This is a genomic window from Micromonospora sp. NPDC006766 (assembly GCF_040636055.1).
Classification (GTDB): domain Bacteria; phylum Actinomycetota; class Actinomycetes; order Mycobacteriales; family Micromonosporaceae; genus Micromonospora.
Genome location: NZ_JBEYIX010000020.1, coordinates 55,004 through 71,484, shown reverse-complemented (window position 1 = coordinate 71,484; position 16,481 = coordinate 55,004). Strand labels below are relative to the sequence as shown.

Annotated in this window: 18 protein-coding genes; 4 read left to right on the top strand and 14 right to left on the bottom strand. The window is 68.6% G+C overall.

The features are described 5' to 3' along the window. Positions 1-78 precede the first annotated feature (78 nt). Together ABZ671_RS18315 and ABZ671_RS18310 are read right to left on the bottom strand one after the other, a co-directional pair. Positions 79-972 (bottom strand): class III extradiol ring-cleavage dioxygenase, encoded by an 894-nt coding sequence (locus ABZ671_RS18315; protein ID WP_357858967.1) that lies wholly within the window; start codon positions 970-972, stop codon positions 79-81. 101 nt (positions 973-1,073) lie between these two features. After that, the gene (locus ABZ671_RS18310) at positions 1,074-1,649 is read right to left on the bottom strand and encodes an NADPH-dependent F420 reductase (protein WP_357858964.1); all 576 of its coding nucleotides are present in this window, start codon (positions 1,647-1,649) and stop codon (positions 1,074-1,076) included. A 91-nt stretch (positions 1,650-1,740) separates the two neighbouring features. Between ABZ671_RS18310 and ABZ671_RS18305 the strand changes: the two genes are divergently transcribed. Beyond that, complete coding sequence (locus ABZ671_RS18305) at positions 1,741-2,292, top strand: MarR family winged helix-turn-helix transcriptional regulator (protein ID WP_357858960.1); 552 nt, start codon at positions 1,741-1,743, stop codon at positions 2,290-2,292. Between the two features lie 110 nt (positions 2,293-2,402). On the opposite strand, the gene ABZ671_RS18300 is transcribed toward ABZ671_RS18305, so the two are convergent. Further along, the gene (locus ABZ671_RS18300; protein WP_357858957.1) at positions 2,403-3,269 is read right to left on the bottom strand and encodes an SDR family oxidoreductase; all 867 of its coding nucleotides are present in this window, start codon (positions 3,267-3,269) and stop codon (positions 2,403-2,405) included. 126 nt (positions 3,270-3,395) lie between these two features. Here ABZ671_RS18300 and ABZ671_RS18295 point away from each other — a divergent pair, with 126 nt between their 5' ends. Next, complete coding sequence (locus ABZ671_RS18295; RefSeq protein WP_357858954.1) at positions 3,396-4,016, top strand: TetR/AcrR family transcriptional regulator; 621 nt, start codon at positions 3,396-3,398, stop codon at positions 4,014-4,016. Between the two features lie 150 nt (positions 4,017-4,166). Here the strand turns inward: ABZ671_RS18295 and ABZ671_RS18290 are convergent, their stop codons facing one another. Continuing rightward, positions 4,167-4,781 carry a TetR family transcriptional regulator gene (locus ABZ671_RS18290; RefSeq protein WP_357858951.1) on the bottom strand — a complete coding sequence of 205 codons (615 nt, stop codon included), beginning with the start codon at positions 4,779-4,781 and terminating at the stop codon, positions 4,167-4,169. A 137-nt stretch (positions 4,782-4,918) separates the two neighbouring features. Between ABZ671_RS18290 and ABZ671_RS18285 the strand changes: the two genes are divergently transcribed. Further along, the gene (locus tag ABZ671_RS18285) at positions 4,919-5,782 is read left to right on the top strand and encodes an NAD(P)H-binding protein (protein ID WP_357858948.1); all 864 of its coding nucleotides are present in this window, start codon (positions 4,919-4,921) and stop codon (positions 5,780-5,782) included. 125 nt (positions 5,783-5,907) lie between these two features. Here the strand turns inward: ABZ671_RS18285 and ABZ671_RS18280 are convergent, their stop codons facing one another. From ABZ671_RS18280 to ABZ671_RS18245, 8 genes are all read right to left on the bottom strand, one after another. After that, positions 5,908-6,081 (bottom strand): hypothetical protein, encoded by a 174-nt coding sequence (locus ABZ671_RS18280; protein ID WP_357858945.1) that lies wholly within the window; start codon positions 6,079-6,081, stop codon positions 5,908-5,910. Next, complete coding sequence (locus ABZ671_RS18275) at positions 6,078-6,296, bottom strand: hypothetical protein (RefSeq protein ID WP_357858942.1); 219 nt, start codon at positions 6,294-6,296, stop codon at positions 6,078-6,080. The genes ABZ671_RS18280 and ABZ671_RS18275 overlap by 4 nt, the downstream gene beginning before the upstream one ends. Before the next feature lie 172 nt (positions 6,297-6,468). Beyond that, positions 6,469-6,855, bottom strand: coding sequence for a hypothetical protein (locus ABZ671_RS18270; RefSeq protein WP_357858940.1), 387 nt, complete (start codon positions 6,853-6,855; stop codon positions 6,469-6,471). A 126-nt stretch (positions 6,856-6,981) separates the two neighbouring features. Continuing rightward, positions 6,982-8,172: a helix-turn-helix transcriptional regulator gene (locus ABZ671_RS18265; RefSeq protein WP_357858937.1), complete on the bottom strand. Its 1,191-nt coding sequence runs from the start codon at positions 8,170-8,172 to the stop codon at positions 6,982-6,984. 416 nt (positions 8,173-8,588) lie between these two features. After that, positions 8,589-9,356, bottom strand: coding sequence for a hypothetical protein (locus ABZ671_RS18260; protein WP_357858934.1), 768 nt, complete (start codon positions 9,354-9,356; stop codon positions 8,589-8,591). Positions 9,357-9,612: 256 nt separating this feature from the next. Further along, positions 9,613-9,948: a hypothetical protein gene (locus ABZ671_RS18255; protein ID WP_357858931.1), complete on the bottom strand. Its 336-nt coding sequence runs from the start codon at positions 9,946-9,948 to the stop codon at positions 9,613-9,615. Positions 9,949-10,123: 175 nt separating this feature from the next. Next, positions 10,124-11,890, bottom strand: a complete 1,767-nt coding sequence (locus tag ABZ671_RS18250; protein ID WP_357858928.1) for a CocE/NonD family hydrolase — start codon at positions 11,888-11,890, stop codon at positions 10,124-10,126. A 163-nt stretch (positions 11,891-12,053) separates the two neighbouring features. Beyond that, positions 12,054-13,229: an alanine--tRNA ligase-related protein gene (locus ABZ671_RS18245; RefSeq protein WP_357858925.1), complete on the bottom strand. Its 1,176-nt coding sequence runs from the start codon at positions 13,227-13,229 to the stop codon at positions 12,054-12,056. Positions 13,230-13,492: 263 nt separating this feature from the next. Between ABZ671_RS18245 and ABZ671_RS18240 the strand changes: the two genes are divergently transcribed. Then, entirely contained in the window at positions 13,493-14,206 is a 714-nt protein-coding gene (locus ABZ671_RS18240) for a VOC family protein (RefSeq protein WP_357858922.1), read from the top strand. 11 nt (positions 14,207-14,217) lie between these two features. Here ABZ671_RS18240 and ABZ671_RS18235 read toward each other — a convergent pair whose 3' ends face one another. After that, on the bottom strand, positions 14,218-15,354 hold the full coding sequence (locus ABZ671_RS18235; protein ID WP_357858919.1) for an acyl-CoA desaturase: 1,137 nt from the start codon (positions 15,352-15,354) through the stop codon (positions 14,218-14,220). 16 nt (positions 15,355-15,370) lie between these two features. After that, positions 15,371-16,453, bottom strand: a complete 1,083-nt coding sequence (locus ABZ671_RS18230; RefSeq protein ID WP_357858916.1) for a ferredoxin reductase — start codon at positions 16,451-16,453, stop codon at positions 15,371-15,373. Between the last annotated feature and the right edge of the window lie 28 nt (positions 16,454-16,481).

Genomic DNA, 16,481 nt, shown 5'->3' with positions numbered 1-16,481 from the left:
TGGCCATGACAGTGCAACCTACCGCGACCCAGGCCGCCGGATCGTACTCCTGAAGCCGGCGCGGTGAAGGCGGCCGGGTCAGGCGGCCTCCAGCGACCGTTTGGCCAGGCCGATCGCAAAGCCGTCAATGGTGGTGGTCGGTGCTGCGGTGGGATCGGTGGCGGCGCCGAGGGTGACGAACAGCGGGGTGAAGTGCTCGACGGTGGGGTGGGCGTAGGGCATGCCCGGGGCGCTGGAGCGGAACCGGGCAAGCTCGTCGACGTCGCCGCGGGCCAGCGCCCCGGCAGCCCAGTGGTCGAAGTCAGCCGACCAGCCGGGCACCTTGTCGGGGTTCCGCCAGTCGAGGAACGGCAGCCCGTGAGTCATGTAGCCCGACCCGATCACCAGCACTCCAGACTCACGAAGCGTCCTGAGCCGCCGGCCCAGCGCCATCAGCCGTTCCGGGTCATGGGTGGGCATGCTCAGCTGCAACACCGGGATGTCCGCGTCCGGGTACATGATCTTCAGCGGCACCCAGGCGCCGTGGTCCAGGCCGCGGCTGCGGTGCTCGTGGACCTGCTCCGTGTCCGGCATCAGCGCGACGACCTGCTGGGCCAGGTCCACGGCGGGTGGGGTGTCGTAGCGCATCTGGTAGTACATCGGGTGGAAGCCGCCGAAGTCGTAGACCAGATCGACTGGCTTCGTGCTGGTGATGCTCAGCGGCGCGGACTCCCAGTGCGCGGAGACGATCAGGATCGCCCGCGGTCTGGGTAGGGCCCGGGCCCAGGTGTGCAGCTGGGTCATCCAGTCGGTCATTTCGAACAGCATCGGGGCGCCGTGGCTGAGGTAGAGCGCGGGCAGCGGCCCGTCGGCCGACGTCCACGGCCGGTGCCGTTGAGCCTTCTCGAGGGTGGCGGCCCGCCGCAGGTGCGCGGCGAACGGGTGCTGAGCGGGGATGAGCGCGTCAGCGGCTGCGGTGGCGTGATTGGTCATCGAGTTCTCCTCGGGGATGGTTGCTGGCGTCGCGGGCGCCGGCTGCTGTCCTGGAAGCCGGCGTCCGCGGGCCAACGCGGCGGGGATGGCGTCCAGGCGGGTCAGGCTACGACGCCGAAGCCGCCGGTCCAGGAGACCTTCTCGTTCGCGGCAAGACTGATCTGCAGGAAGCCGAGGGCCTCCAGCTCCCGGGCCCGCTTGAGCGCACCGGCGTCGATGGCCTGCAGACCGGCTGCGCGGATCACGTCGATGAGGGTGGCCTTGGCGTCCGCGTCATCGCCAGCGACCAGGACGGTCGTGGTCAACGGGCCGACGGTGCCGGCGGCAAGCGTGCCGGCAAAGGTGGTGTTGAACGCCTTGAGCACCCGCGATCCCCGCAGCTTGCCGGCGATCTCGGCAGTGGCCGAGCTGTCGGCGGGGACGGTGAGGGAGTCGAAGGTCTCGAAGTTCACCGGGTTGGTGATGTCGACGACGATCTTGCCCTTGAGCTGCTCAGCACGCTCGGCGAGCACCTGATCGATGGCCGGGTAAGGAACCGCGAGGACGACAATGTCGCCGGTGACCGGCTTGTCGGCGTCGGCCCTCCCGAGTAGTTCGGCGGTGTTGCCGCCCCTGGTGACGACGCTGGAGATGGCCTGGCCCATGTTGCCGGTGCCGATGATCGAGATGTGCGCCATGGGAATTCCTTTCGAAGCGGATAGTTGAAACTTCAAGTAACACCGTAAGCAGATTTACTTGCCCCGTCAACTATTTCGGTAGAGTGTGAGGATGAGCATGCAGTGGTTGACCAGCGAACAGTTGGCGACATGGGTGCGGCTGGTCGCCGTGGCGGAGCTGCTCCCCGGCGCCCTGGACTCGCAGCTGCGCCGTGACGCCGGGCTGACCCACTTCGAGTACATGGTGCTCGCGATGCTGTCGGAGGCGCCCGAACGCACGCTGCGGATGACCGCCCTCGCCGCACGCACGAACGCCACCCTGCCACGGCTGTCCCACGCGGTCCGGCGGATGGAGGACCGTAACCTGGTAGAGCGATTCCCCTGCCCCGAGGACGGGCGGGCCACCAACGCCCGGCTGACCGAGGCGGGCTGGCAGAAGCTGGTCGCATCCGCGCCCGGGCATGTCGCCAACGTCCAGCACCACGTGTTCGAGGTGCTCTCGCCGGAGCAGGTTACGCAGCTGGCCAAGATCACTGACGCGATCCTCGACCGACTGGACCCCGACGGTGTGATGACCGCCCCGTACCAGCGCCCCACCACACCAGCCGACGCTGCCGAGCCGGCTCGCCAGCGCACCGACCCCACTACGCCGCCGGGGCGATGACCATTCGTCAAGGCCCAGCGACAGGAAGTCCGCCTCGACCGCGGCCCGCTCATGCAGGGCACGGCCCGGACGGCAGACGGTCGAGCACTGGCGTCACCGGCCAGGTCTGGTCAGGAATGGTGATGGGCGAACGGCGCGGGGACGGCCCGCTCCGCGGCCCGGCTGACCTGCTCCCAGCCCGCCCAGGTGTCCATTCGTCGGCGCGAGATGTCGAACGCCAGGTCGTAGACCATGCTGCCGAGCAGGAGCCGCAGCGGGGGCTCGTCGCTGTCGACCAGCTTCAGCACCGCCTCGGCGGCCAGCCGGGGTTCGCTGTCGATCGAGCCTTCCGCCCACTGCCGCTCCAGTTCGGCGCGCAGCGGCCCGTACGCCTCAATGGGCATAGTGGACGTCATGCTCGTGTAGAGGTCGGTCCAGTAACCACCGGGCTGCACGATGCTGACCTTGACGCCGAAGGCCGCCGCCTCCATCGCCAGGGCCTCGCTCATGCCTTCCAAGGCGAACTTGCTCGCGCTGTACATCCCGGTGCTCGGGAAGCCGCCGAGTGCGGCGATGCTGGAGATCTGCACAATGTGGCCGGCCCGTTGGGCGCGTAGGTGCGGCAGCACGGCCTGGCTGACCCACAACGCGCCGAAGAAGTTGACCTCGAACTGGGCCCGCGCCCCAGCCTCGGTGAACTCTTCGATCATGCCCATGGACATGGTGCCGGCGTTGTTGACGACGATGTCGAGCCGCCCGAAATGCTCGACCGCGGTGGCCACAGCGGCGAAGACCGCCGCCCGGTCGGTCACGTCCAGCGTCAGGGCCAGCAGCCGGTCACGGTGACCCTCGTCGAAGTCGCCTGCGCTGATGGTCCGGGCAGCGGCGACCACCCGGTCACCGCGTTCGAGCGCGGCCAGGGTGAATGCGCGGCCGAGACCGCGGCTGGCGCCGGTGATGAACCAGGTACGCGGAGCAGTGCTGGATGAGGTGCGCATATTCGGGGCCTCCCGTGCGTCGCGGCGAGACGATACGGTCCGTCTCGCTGTTGCCTCGAACCGTAGGCGATCAGAATCTCCGCGTCAAGACGAGACGGTCCGTCTAGTTTCCGGTATGTTGGTCACGTGACGACGCAGCGCAAAACCCCCGCCAACGCGGCCCGCCGCAAGGAAACCTCCCGACGGGCCATCCTCACGGCGGCGTTCGAGCTGGTGCAGGAGGTCGGGTACGCCAAACTCAGCATCGAAGGCATCGCCGCGCGAGCCGGCGTCGGCAAGCAGACCATCTACCGCTGGTGGCCGTCCAAGGGCACCATCCTTTTCGACGCGTTCCTGATGCTCAGCGAGGGCAGCGACGGCGAGCCCGCAGCGCTGCCCGACACCGGCGACCTGGAGGCCGACCTGACAGCGGTGCTACGCGCCACCGTCGCGGAGTTGAACGACCCCCGGTACGACCAACCGATGCGCGCACTGGCCACCGAGATCACGCACGACCCCGAGCTGGCGGCTGCCTACGCCGAACGGCTCGACGGGCCGATGAAGGAACTCAAACGGCAACGACTGCGCAGCGCTCAGCAGGCCGGACAAATCGCCGAGGACATCGACCTCGACGTGGCCGTGGAGATGATCTGGGGGCCGGTGCAGAATCGATGGCTGCACCGTAGCGGGCCGCTCACCGCCGACTACGCCAGCCGTGTCGTCACCACCGCCCTCAACGGCCTGCGCCCACGCCGGCCCGGTCACTGAACCAACGAGGGGCGCCGACAAGGGCACGTCCCCGACCGCACCGCTGCGCCTGCGCCTTGCCAGGCCGTCTCAACGGGTTGGCGGCGTATTCGTCTCAGCGAGTTGGCGCATTCCTCGGCGGCGCTGGCCCGAGTGTTCCGCCGCAGCGGGCTAGGAACTGTCCGTTCCATGGCACAGTTGGGCGAAGGCCTGGTTCGCGTCGGCGACCGCCTCGAGTTGAACATCCTGCGCGGTCCGCCCGTCGGCGATCTTCTGCCAGTTGGTCCGGGCCAGTACGCGTTGAACCGCGATCACCTGGGCGGCCTGCAGCCGGGCCCCGATACCCGGCCCGAGGGCGGCGGCCAGCGCGCCCTCATCGTCGAGCATGTACTGCATGAGCCGTCCCGCCAGGCTTGGTGTGGTGAACACCAGCCGGTGAAACGCCACCACCTCGGGATGATCGTTGAGGCCGGTGACCGGCTCGAAGCGATCGAGACCGGCCCGGAAATGCCGGTGCAGCGCCCTCATCGGCGTGATGTCGGGCCGACGGTCGCGTACCACGCGTGCGGCCTCACCGTGGTGGTCCGCGAACCGGTGCAGGACCAGGTCTTCCTTCGTCGCGAAGTAGCGGAACAGGGTCGGTTTCGACACCTCGGCCATCGCGGCGATGTCGGACACCGACACCTGGTCGAACCCACGCGCCAGGAACATTGAAATCGCCGCATCAGCGATCGCGTCCCGGGTTCGTACCTTCTTGCGGGCCCGCAGCCCGACCGGCTCGATCACCTTGCCAGAGTAACATTCATTACCGGGTTGCATTTTTAACTCGGTGACGATTCAATGAGGGTCATGGAACCGACGGACACCCGCTGCACTCCGTCAACGACGATGAGGCTGCCATGACACCTACAGGAGGACCTCCGGTGCTTGTCACCGGGGCGACCGGCCGGGTCGGACGCGCCGTCATCGACCTGCTGACCGACGCGGGCGTGCCGGTCCGCGCCCTCGTGCGCCGCTCCGAGTCGGCTGCGGCACTGCCCACCAACGTCGAGATCGTCACCGGCGATCTCACCGTGCCCGAATCGCTCGACGCCGCGCTACACGCCATCAGTACGGTCTTCTTCGTCTGGACCGCCCCGCCGCAGACTGCGGCGGCCGTCGTCGACCGGCTGGCCGCCCACACACAGCGGGTCGTCTACCTGTCCGCACCGCACCGGACCCCGCACCCGTTCTTCCAGCAACCGAACCCGATGGCGGCGCTGCACGCCGAGATCGAGCGGCTCATCGCGGCCACCGGGCTCGACTCAACGATCATCCGGCCGGGGATGTTCGCGTCAAACGCCCTGCTCTGGTGGGCCGCCGCTATCCGTGGCGACGGCGTGGTCCGGTGGCCGTACGGCGCGGCCGAGACGGCCCCCGTCGACGATCGAGACGTGGCCGCGGTCATCGCGCGGACCCTGTGCGAGGACGGACACGCCGGCGGCGACTACGTCCTGACCGGCCCCGAGTCACTCACTCAGGCCGAACAGGTAAGCATCATCGGAGACGCCCTGGGCCGCCAGTTAACGTTCGAGGAAATGCCGCCCGACGAGTTCCGACGCGAAACCCCAGAAGCCGCGCGCCCGGCGGTGGACATGCTCCTGGCCGCATGGAACGCCACGATGGGACGCCCGGCATACGTCACCTCGACGGTGTCCGACCTTCTCGCAAGGCCAGCGCGAACGTTCCGTCAGTGGGCCGCCGACCACGCCACCGTGTTCACCGAGGGCCCCCACCCGACGAACTGACCGGTCCCATCGGCGAATACTTCGGGCTCGTCGCCCGGTGGTCACCGTGATCCACCCTTGACAGAACCTGACCCCCTGCTTTCTGAGCGGTCCCGGCGCTTACATGTTCACTCGGGGCACTGGCATCAGACAAGACGCTGAATGCGTACCTTCGGACGCTCGTTGCGCAGGTGGCCCTGCTTGTGCTGGCGTACCTGCTCGTCCCAGACCTCCTGGTCGTAGTCCGGGCCGGGCGGGATCCACCGGTGCGAGCCGTCGCTGTAGTGGAACTTCTCATCGCCCGGCCGCAGCATGCTCACCGCATCCAACCGAGGAAACGCCGATGCAGCGTACCGGCGGACGCCCAGGTCAAATCCTCGGCCGCGCGCACGAACTGCGCCCCCATGTAGACCGCCAGCGAGACCGGCGCACCCTCGAACTCCGCCCGCAGCTCCCGCCGACGCGTCGCGCACGGCCACGGCGCCCCGCACCCGCCGCAGGTCCAGATCGGCAACACCGGCCCGTGCGTCGTCATGCCGGAACCCCCAGGCAGCACGCGATGATCGTCCGGACCCGCCGGCTGGTCGCCCACCCCACCCGCCAACACGGGTACGGAGCCAGCCGCGCCCACCACCCCCGACACCCGACACACATCCAGTCCAGCCCACGAACGTGCACCGCGAGGATCACCTGCTCCTGCTCGTCGTTCACTGGATCTCCCCCTGCGGCCAGTGGCCCCGGTTGATCGGGATCCGGTGACGGGTGTGGCAGGGCAGTTCGCCACCGCACCGGCACATCCGCCGCCAGTTCCGCCAGGACCAGACCGGCCGGTGCCGCCGAGCGAGCGTCAGGGCGGTCGCGAGCAGGTATTCCTCGTACGAGACGCGCTGTGTGCGTGGTGTCGAGAGGTCATCGCAACCGGCGCTGCTGGTGGAGCGGCGCCACTGCCGGTCCGGCACCGCCCGCGTGATCTCATCGACCGGTATCCGAGCCGCTTCGGCCAGGGCGAGGAGCCGCCGCCGCGCCGCCTCTTGCTCAGCCGCCTGGATCTGCTTGCCCGTGCTCAGCCTGGCGGCGTCGTCCCGACCGCCCATCCCCACCTCCACTGGTAGGGGCGCGACGGCCAGCCCATGAGACGCCGCCGCACCCGGCCAAGGGAGGCGAATGCCTCACCCGAACCGGACACTAGGGCCGATCGGTAATGGCGAAATTACCGCTGGTTATGGCGCCAGGTTGATGCCCAACCGGCCGGCCAGCAGGTGAAGTTCCTTCGGAACGGCGCGACGCTTCGCCCGCTGCGCCATCGCCACGACGGCATCCTGGGCAAGAGGATTCAACACGAACGGCACCGGCGCGGCCTGCTCCGCCCGCACGAACGCCACCAGTGCCTCAGCATCCCGGCGGCCGGACTCGGCCAGCGCCCGACCGAGGTCCAGCCAGTACGACATTTGGCGAATCGACGCGGCGAGAATCTGCGGCCGTACCGTTCGGGACAGCTCGATCACCCGGCCGGACTCACCCAGCTCGGCCGCGATGGACATCTCCCACAATCCCACGTTTGTGGTGCCGAACCCGCAGCCGTTGAACCCGGCACCGTCTGGCGGATCCCCGAGGGTCGCCGCCTCACGGGCCGCCTCCGCGAGGTGGTCGCGAGCGACGTCCGGCCGCCCGCTCACCGTCGAGGTTAGTGCGGCCGAGAGGTGCAGTTGGCCGAGCATCTGCCGAACCCGCTCGTCGGCGGCGGCTGCCTGAAGCTCAGCCAGCGACCGGTCGGCGGCCCGTGCGGCCAACGACGCGGCCTCGATCGGCAGGCTCTGCGTGTACGCGAATCGGGACGCCCCCAGCCACGCCGGATCCTCGACGTTCTCGGCTGCGACCATCGCGACCCGCGCGGCGTTGAGCGCCAGGTGCCGGTACCCAAGATGCCGGAGGCATGCCGAAGCCTGGTACGCCACCTGGGCAAACACGGTCCCCTCGACAGCGGCAGCCTCCAACAGAAGGCCGGGGAGCAACCGGGCCATCGCCGGATAGTTGGAGCGGGTGCGGAGCTGGTCGCTGCGGGCGATGTCGGCGGCCAGCTCATCCCTGGTCCGGGTCAACGGCCTCCGCTCGCCATCCTCGATCTCGATGAGAGCGGACCAGATCGCCGGTACGCACTCGGCGGCGCGCTCCCGGGCCGGGTCACCGGGTTCCGTGCCTTGACCGAGCAGGTCAGCCACCGTGACCTGCAGCGCGGCGGCAATCGCCACCAGAGTGGAGCGACGGTCGATGGTCTTGCGCCCAGACTCGACCTGCGAGATATACGACTGACTGACGCCCGCCAGCCCAGCGAGGACGGCTTGACTCATCCCGCCACGGCGCATCCTCCAGTACCGGATCCGGGCACCGATCGTGTCGGTCTTCCTAGCCATACCTTCGCCTGCTTCCCAGGTGGAGGACTGGGACTGCGGAGCCAGTCCGCAGACTGGCCAGCCACCACTCGGACGGTACACCGCATATGTTCTGGCCGCGTCACCGTGTGCTCCGGGAACCTCACTCCCCCTGCCCTCGCGATTCGCGGTCCCAACAGGAATTAACGTCTATCGTCTACAGCCTTCGGACAGACGGACTCACCGGCACAGGGAGGGCAGATGAGCAACGACCACGGCGCCGCATGCCGGGGGCATAGGCGATCGAAGCGGTCGGCTCGGCCTCTGAGCTGCTGCTGCACCTGGCATCGTGGTCAAAGATGGCTACTGGGATCTGCTCGGCACGCTGGCAGCATTCCATCCTCGACTGACGTTACTGACAGGTTCGGCACCGTTCAGCAACCTTCGCCTTTGCCGCGTCAGTCGCCCCCGATCTGGTCGCACTCAAACCCTTGCAATTTCGCCACAGCGGGCAGAGCCTTGCTGGCCCGCCCTTGAGTGGGGGCAACGCCATCATTCCTCGGCGAGGGCAGCACCAGCAGATCAGCAAACGTCACCAAGAGATCCGGCTCACCTCCATCTCTTTCGACAAACATTCGCACTAATTGTCGGGTCTCCAGATGATTGCCAAAGATGTCCGAATACGTGATCCTTAAAACGCCCTCAACCCTTGTTATCTTTTGGTCGAAGTCGGCAATCAGAAATGTTGGTATACGGGTCATTTCCGCACTGTCGTCAGTCCCAAAAATTGACGGAACGGCTGGAAGATCGTTGAAACCCTCGCTGAATTTCGGCTCTATCAGCTTAGCGGAGTCAACCATAAAGACATCGTCGCCGAAGTGCAGCCTCTCCGCCACCCACCAGACTCGAACATCTAGCGCCGGGCCCGCACCGATATTACGGATGGAGCCGTACGGCCTGGTGCTGTCCATTACTTCCAGGCCTGCAGTTTGGGGAGGGAAGGCTTCTTCGACCGCCTTCGGATTGATTCCGGCGATCCTGCGACCAAATCTCCGCTTTTTGACTGGCACCGTTACAGGCCCCTGGTCAAATACGACGATCGGATGAAAGCGCAAGCGGCGATCAGTGTGCAACTCCTCCCGCGCGGCAGCTAGATCTTCCTCAGCCTTGCGGCGTGTTCGCATCTCATGGAGCAGGAGCGAGGTCGCAACGATCACGGCGAGCATTGATCCAATTCCCCCGATAAGACTTCCCCACGCTTGCGCAGCGTCCGTAAATTCGGAGGCGAGGGGGACATTCAGAGACGACATAGTGGCCTATGGTAGGGCCAGGCATCAAGGTGTGTCCCCCCGACACGGACCATCTGCATCCCGTCTGCTGCCGACCTGCTCTGAGGGGGAGCGGACCGCCACCGGACCTACCGTGCCAAGCGAAACTTGACGCCGTTCTCGATGCTGCCCCTACTGACTGTTGCGCTCGAAGTCATCCGCGCTTGGTGGGCGGGTGGACCAGGAGCCACCGCCAGCGCGGGAGTTCCGCCACGATGGTGGCGGCCACGAGCACGGACACGATGCTCGCGACCACGGTCGGCCAGGCGATCCAGGACGCCACCGCCGCAGCCGCCATCTGCAGCACCACCATCCCGATCGTGACGTAGCCGGGCACCGAAACAAGCACGTGTGCCTTGTCGCCCGGCGTGGCGAAGATGGTCGGCAGTCCGATAAGGACCACCACCGCCGCGACGGCCAGCGGAATCGAGACCCCGGACAGCGCCCACGGGGTGGCCACCCAGGCGACCGATTCAACGGCGAACCGCAACGCCGAGGCAGCCCATGGGCGGTTCGGTACCGGAGGTTCGATGTCTGCCTGCGTCGAGTGCTCGCGCATATCTCCCCCTGGCGCTCTGCACCCCGACTGTAACGGGCTGCCCGGCACCCGCGTAGGCGGGTGCCGGGCAGGCGCTTGGTCATTCCTACGTTGCGACCCTCAGCGATCAGCCCTTCCGGGTGACGCCCAGCGGGAAGGTGCCGGTGCCCACCTTGGTGAGGGTGGTGGTGTTCGCCCTCAGGTACGTGTCCAGGTACGGCGAGCGGTCGCCCTGGGTCGGCGAGTCGAACCGCGGGTCCTGCACCTCCAGCGAGAGGTGCGCGTCGGTGACGGTGATCGTCTCGCCCGAGGCTACGGCCCGCCAGCCGGTCGAGCCGACGGTGCCGATCTGGACGCCCAGCCGGTGCCCGGGCTCGAAGGTCCAGTCCGTCGCCTTCAGTTCGAGCGACGTTGACCCACTGTGATTGAGCGCGCCGACGGCCTCGTTGAACATGGTCGCCTTGCCGTCCGGAGCGACGTCCCACATCCGTACCCAGGCGTTGCCCTGGCCCCGGGTCATCAGCCTGATCTCCGGGCTGCCCGTGATCCGCACCTGCTGGGACGCGGGCGTGGACCAGTTCCAGTAGCTGTTAGCGGGGGTGTCGGCGGCGAGCAGACCAGGCTGGTCAGCCGACAGCGAGTCGGTCTCCGTCGCGTACTCGATGTCCAGGCCCTGGGACTCCGGCTCCGCCATCAACCGGGCGGCCGTCTGCGTCCGGCTGCCGTTGTCGACGTACTGCCCGGGCTCCAGCCGCACCTTGTACGCGTCGCTGGTCATCGGCCAGGTCGGCTGGGCGCGCCAGTTGCCGAGGCTGTCCTCCAGGGAGAACGCCGGGTCGATCACCGTCGGCTTGATGTCGCGCAGGTACTGGTCGTAGAAGCGCAGGACCTCGTCGAACCAGCCGGCCCGGCCCATCTTGAGCCGGCCCTGGGCGGTGGTGTCGTTGCCGCGTACGTGTTCCCACTGGCCGATCCAGCCGCGCTGCGGGCCGTGGTGGTTGGCCAGGTACTGCTGCATCTGCTCGGGCTTGGTGTTGTCCTCGATGAAGCCCGAGGTGACGAACAGCGGCGTCTGGGAGCCGGCGGCGCGGGAGGCGAAGTCACGGGCACGCCAGAAGTCCGACTTCGGGTCGGGGTTCTGGGTGTTGGTGATGTTGTCAGTCTCGCACTCGGGGTGGCTCTTCTCGTACGCCGCGTTCGCCCTGTAGTGGTCGGTGTCGTCGGCGAGCGGGGCCATGGTGGCGATCGAGTAGTAGCTGCGCGGGGTGCTGAGCACGTTGGAGCGCGGCACGCCGTTGCTGTACAGGTAGTTGTACCTGTTCCAGGTCGGTTCCTGAGAGACGATCGCCTTCAGCGGCTTGAGCTTGAGGGTGTTGGCCGCCAGGCCGGTGTTGGCGTCGTACGACTTGCCGTACATGCCCACCTTGCCGGTCGACCATGGCTGGCTCGCCGCCCACTCGACGGCCGCCTTGATGTCGGCCTGCTCCCCGGGGCCGATGAAGTCGAGGCAGCCGGTGCTGCCGCCGAAGCCGCGCAGGTCGACCATCACGAAGCTGTATCCGCGCTCCATGAGCCGCGCGCCGTCGATGAAGTCCTGGAAACGCGCCGACGGCCCGGTCTGCTTGAAACCGGCGGGAGCGGTCTCCCCCGCGTGACCGAAGTACGGGCCCACCGACAGGATCACCGGTGTCTTCGCGTCCGCCGGCAGGTGTGCCGGGCGGAGCACGTCGGCGTGCAGCTCGACGTCGCTGCCGTCCGAGGAGCTGAAGTATTCTTCCGTCCACAGCGCCCCTGCGGGGACGCGCGGGTTTTGCTCATTGGTGACGCCAGCTGCCGCGGACGCCGGGGCGGCCTGGGCCGCTGCGGGCAAGGCGCCCGCGGTGAGGCTCGTCATGATGGCCAGTGCACCGGCCGCCGCGACGGGCGACACCACCCTCCTCCGAAGGTTCATTTGTCCTCCACCTAACTCCAGACGACGCCGTCCGGTTAGGCATCGACGCTAACGATCTTCACCGACCTTGTACCCCCTAGTTACCTTCCCGTGTCCTTTGCTCGGGTCAGCTCGTCTCGGCGAGCAGGCCGTCGACCAGGTCGCGGGGCAGCCCGTGGGTGTCGTGCAGCCAGTGGTAGTCGCGCTCGGTAAGCGGCCCGCGCCCGCGTAGCCGGTCAACGACCGGGCGGCCCCGGCGCAGCAGCTCGCGAAAGCGCCGCTCCTCGTCCAGCAGCACCGCGCGCAGCGGCCCCACCTCCGCCCGCTGCCGGAATCGGCGCAGCGTGTCCGCGTACGCGTCGACGGGCAGGTCGGTCAGGCCGCGGGTCGGGTCGTCGCGCCACAGCACGGTGAGCGCCCGCCGGATCAGCCGGCGCAGTACGTACCCGCGTCCGGTGTTGCCGGGGCGTACGCCGTCGCCGAGCACCACCACGGCGGAGCGCAGGTGGTCCGCGACGATCCGCAGGTCCGGGCCGTGCAGTGGCCATCGGTCGCGGACCGCGTCCACCCACGGCCGCAGCCCGTCGCCCTCGAAGACGGACCGGTCGCCGCGCAGCACCATTTCCAGGCGTTCCAGCCCCATGCCGGTGTCGATGCTGGACATCGGCAGCGGGGTGAGGCGGCCGTCGTCGTGTCGGTGGTAGCGCATCTGTACGTGGTTCCAGACTTCCATCCAGCGGTCGTCGCCGCTGGGTGTGCCGGTTGGCGGCAGCCCGTTTCCGGTCCAGACGAAGATCTCCGAGTCGGGTCCGCAGGGGCCGGTCGGGCCGTTGGACCACCAGTTGTCCGCGCGGTTCGCCTCGACCGGTACGCCCAGTTCCGTCCACGTGGCCCGGGAGGTCTCGTCCGGGCCGATCTGGTCGTCGCCGCCGAAGACGGTCGCGTGCAGCCGTCCGGGGTCGATGCCGAAGCCCTCGGTGAGCAGTTCGAAGCCCCAGCGGAGGCTGGTGGCGATGTCGTAGTCGCCGAGCGACCAGGAGCCGAGCATGTGGAAGACGGTGAGGTGGGTGGGGTCGCCGACCTCGTCCAGGTCGGTGGTGCGCAGGCAGCGTTGCACGTTGACCAGTCGCCGGCCGCCGGGGTGGGGGCGGCCCAGGAGGTACGGGGTGAGCGGGTGCATGCCGGAGGTGGTGAAGAGCACCGGGTCGCCGGGCGGTGGGATCAGCGGGCTCTCCGGCGCGTCCCGGTGGTCGCGGTGGCGGTAGTGGTCGAGGAAGGTGTGGACGATCTGGTCGGGTGTCATGGCGGGCCTTCCGGGTCGGGTGCGACCGGAAAGGGTCCGCCGCGCGTGCGGTGGCGTGAGACGGCGACGCCGGCGGACCGTTTCCGGTCGCCGGCGAGAAATGAGGTACGGATCAGGCGGCGGCAACCGGCGAGCGGGAAGCTCGCGCGGCTGCGGCGGTGTTGCGCCTGATCTGCATGCCGGGAGGGTAGCCGATCATGGCGGTGCCGCCCACCGGTTTTAAACGCCTTGTTGTCTTGCTGGCCCGTGTCTACGGTCGGATGATGATCTCGCGACTGTTGGCGGTGACCTTCGATGCGCACGACCCGGCGCGGGTGGCGCGGTTCTGGGCCGGCATGCTCGGCCGGGAGGTCGTCGAGGACGCGGGTGGGGCTGCCTTCCTGCCCGGCGACGACACCCAGCTCGGCCTCCGGTTCGCCCCGGGCCGCGCGGAGCAGGTGGGGCAGAGCCGCCGGTTGCATCTGCACCTGACCAGCACCAGCCTCGCCGACCAGCAGCACATCGTGGCCGCGGCGCTCGAACTCGGCGGTGGCCACCTCGACGTCGGGCAGCGCCCCGAGGAGGGGCATGTCGTTCTGGCCGACCCCGAGGGCAACGAGTTCTGCGTGATCGAGCCGGGCAACGCCTACCTCGCCGGGTGCGGCCTGCTCGGGGAGGTGGCGTGCGACGGCACCCGGGAGGTCGGTCTGTTCTGGAGCGAGGCGCTGGGCTGGCCGCTGGTGTGGGATCAGGACGAGGAGACCGCGATCCAGTCACCGCACGGCGGCACAAAGGTCGCGTGGGGAGGCCCGCCCCTGGCTCCGAAGAAGGTGCGGAACCGGCAGCGTTTCGACCTCGTCCCGGCCGGCGGCGACCAGCAGGCGGAGGTCGGCCGGCTGATCGCCCTCGGAGCCACTCGACTCGAGGTCGGTGGGGACGGGGTCGTCGTGCTGGCCGATCCCGACGGCAACGAGTTCTGTGTGCGGAAGGACGCCTGAGGCTGCGCCGGTCAGGCGCCTGCTGAGACCAGCGCCGGCGTAACCGAGTCGGCGTTCTTGCGGCGGCGGTTGGGGAACGACAGCCGGATGACCTTCCACCAGGCGGAGGCGACCTGCTTGGGCAGCGAACCGGTGGTGTACTTCAGCCCGTACCGGTCGAAGAGCGCCCGGACCTCGGGGGCGATCTCCCGGTAGCGGTTGCTGGGCAGGTCGGGGAAGAGGTGGTGCTCGATCTGGTGCGACAGGTTGCCGGCCATGATGTGCAGCAGCCGGCTGCCGCTGATGTTGGCCGAGCCGAGCATCTGCCGCAGGTACCACTCGCCCTTGGTCTCGCCCTCGATGGAGGTCTTCTCGAAGGTCTCCACCCCGCTGGGGAAGTGCCCGCACATGATCACCGAGTGGCTCCACACGTTGCGGATCAGATTCGCGGTGAAGGTGGCGGCCAGGGTGGTGAGGAACGACGGGCCGGACAGCAGCGGGTGCACGATGTAGTCCTTGAGCACCTGGCGGCGGATCTTACGGCCGACCGCGCGGGCGCGGGCGCGGAACTCGGGGGTCTTGTGCCCGCCGTTCTTCAGGTTCTGCCCCAGCTCCAGGTCGTACGCGGCGATGCCGTACTCGAAGAAGCAGGCGTTGAGGAGGTTGTAGAACGGCTGGCCGAGGTGACCCTTGCTCCACGGCTGGTCCTCGTCGACCCGCATGATGCCGTACCCGAGGTCGTTGTCCTTGCCGAGCACGTTGGTGTAGCGGTGGTGCAGCTCGTTGTGCGAGTGCTTCCACTGGTCGGCCGGGGAGACGTGGTCCCAGTCCCAGGTGGTGGAGTGAATCTTCGGGTCGCGCATCCAGTCCCACTGCCCGTGCAGGACGTTGTGGCCGATCTCCATGTTGTCCAGGATCTTGGCGACGGCGAGGCCGGCGGTGCCGAGGATCCAGGCCGGCGGGAACAGTGAGAAGAGCAGCACCGCCCGGCTGCTGATCTCCAGCGTCCGCTGGGTTTTGATGACCTTCCGAATGTACCGCGCGTCCCGCTCGCCCCGTTCGGCGATGACCCGGTCCCGGATCGCGTCCAGCTCCTTGCCGATGATCTCGATGTCCTCGGCGCTCAGGTGGGCGATCGGGTTGCGGGCCTTGTTCTGGATCGCGGTCATGTCGGTGGCCTCCAGGTCAGAGTTCGATGTCGCAGGTACCGGCGGCCGCCGACACGCAGGTCTGGATGAGTACGCCGTCTCCGGGGACGGCGGTGGTGAGGTCGCCGTTGCGCAGGTCGCGCACGGCGCCCTGGCGCAGGGGGACGACGCAGCCGAAGCAGATCCCCATCCGGCAGCCCGAGGGCATGAGCACCCCGGCGTTCTCGCCGGCGTCGAGGATGGGGGTGGCGCCGTCGGCCTCGATGGTCACGTCGGCGCGGGTGAAGGTGACCGTGCCGCCATCGCCGGCGGAGATCACGGTCGGCCGGAACCGTTCGGTGTGCAGCCGGTCGGCGATGCCGCGGGCGGCCCAGTGCGCCTCGACCGCGTCGAGCAGGCCGACCGGCCCGCAGGCCCAGGTCTGCCGCTCGGCGTGGTCGGGCACCAGGTCGTCAAGCTCGGGTACGCCGAGCTGGCCGTCGGTATCGGTGTGCCGTTCGATCAGCCGCAGCGCGCCGCGCTCGGCGAGCGCCCGCAGTTCGGCGCCGAAGATGACGTCGTCGCGGGTGGGTGCCGAGTGCACGAGTACGACGTCGGCCCGGGCGGGCAGGCCGGCGCGGAGCATTCCCATGACCGGGGTGATGCCGCTGCCGGCGGTGAGGAACAGGACGCGCTCGGGGGTGGTGTCGGGGAGTACGAAGTCGCCCTGTGCCTGGTCGAGCTGGACGAGCGTGCCGGGTCGGATGTGGCGGACGAGGTGGTTGCTGACCTTGCCGTCCGGGATCGCCTTGACGGTGATGGCGATGTGGCGGTCCGTCGCGCCGGGCACGGAGGTGATCGAGTAGGCCCGCCACTGGCGTACGCCGTCGACGTCGACGCCGAGGCGCACGTACTGGCCGGGCTGGTGGCCGCGCCAGCCACGGCCGGGCTGGATGACCACGGTCGCCGCGTCCCGGGTCTCGGCGCGTACCGCGACGATCCGGCCGCGCAGCGCGGCGCCGGCGCGCAGCGGGGCGACCATGTCGAGGTAGTCGCCCGGCAGCACGGGTGTGGTGACCGTTTCGGCCAGCCGCAGCAGCCGGTGCCGGAACGAGGCCTTCGGGCGGACGGTTGTGGTCATGTGACCAGGGTGGCTACCTGATCGCATA

Coding starts and splice junctions, on each gene's coding strand:
- ABZ671_RS18315 (WP_357858967.1), bottom strand. CDS start 972: ATGACCAATCACGCCACCGCAGCCGCTGACGCGCTCATCCCCGCTCAG.
- ABZ671_RS18310 (WP_357858964.1), bottom strand. CDS start 1,649: ATGGCGCACATCTCGATCATCGGCACCGGCAACATGGGCCAGGCCATC.
- ABZ671_RS18305 (WP_357858960.1), top strand. CDS start 1,741: ATGAGCATGCAGTGGTTGACCAGCGAACAGTTGGCGACATGGGTGCGG.
- ABZ671_RS18300 (WP_357858957.1), bottom strand. CDS start 3,269: ATGCGCACCTCATCCAGCACTGCTCCGCGTACCTGGTTCATCACCGGC.
- ABZ671_RS18275 (WP_357858942.1), bottom strand. CDS start 6,296: ATGACGACGCACGGGCCGGTGTTGCCGATCTGGACCTGCGGCGGGTGC.
- ABZ671_RS18270 (WP_357858940.1), bottom strand. CDS start 6,855: ATGGGCGGTCGGGACGACGCCGCCAGGCTGAGCACGGGCAAGCAGATC.
- ABZ671_RS18265 (WP_357858937.1), bottom strand. CDS start 8,172: ATGGCTAGGAAGACCGACACGATCGGTGCCCGGATCCGGTACTGGAGG.
- ABZ671_RS18260 (WP_357858934.1), bottom strand. CDS start 9,356: ATGCTCGCCGTGATCGTTGCGACCTCGCTCCTGCTCCATGAGATGCGA.
- ABZ671_RS18250 (WP_357858928.1), bottom strand. CDS start 11,890: ATGACGAGCCTCACCGCGGGCGCCTTGCCCGCAGCGGCCCAGGCCGCC.
- ABZ671_RS18245 (WP_357858925.1), bottom strand. CDS start 13,229: ATGACACCCGACCAGATCGTCCACACCTTCCTCGACCACTACCGCCAC.
- ABZ671_RS18240 (WP_357858922.1), top strand. CDS start 13,493: ATGATCTCGCGACTGTTGGCGGTGACCTTCGATGCGCACGACCCGGCG.
- ABZ671_RS18235 (WP_357858919.1), bottom strand. CDS start 15,354: ATGACCGCGATCCAGAACAAGGCCCGCAACCCGATCGCCCACCTGAGC.
- ABZ671_RS18230 (WP_357858916.1), bottom strand. CDS start 16,453: ATGACCACAACCGTCCGCCCGAAGGCCTCGTTCCGGCACCGGCTGCTG.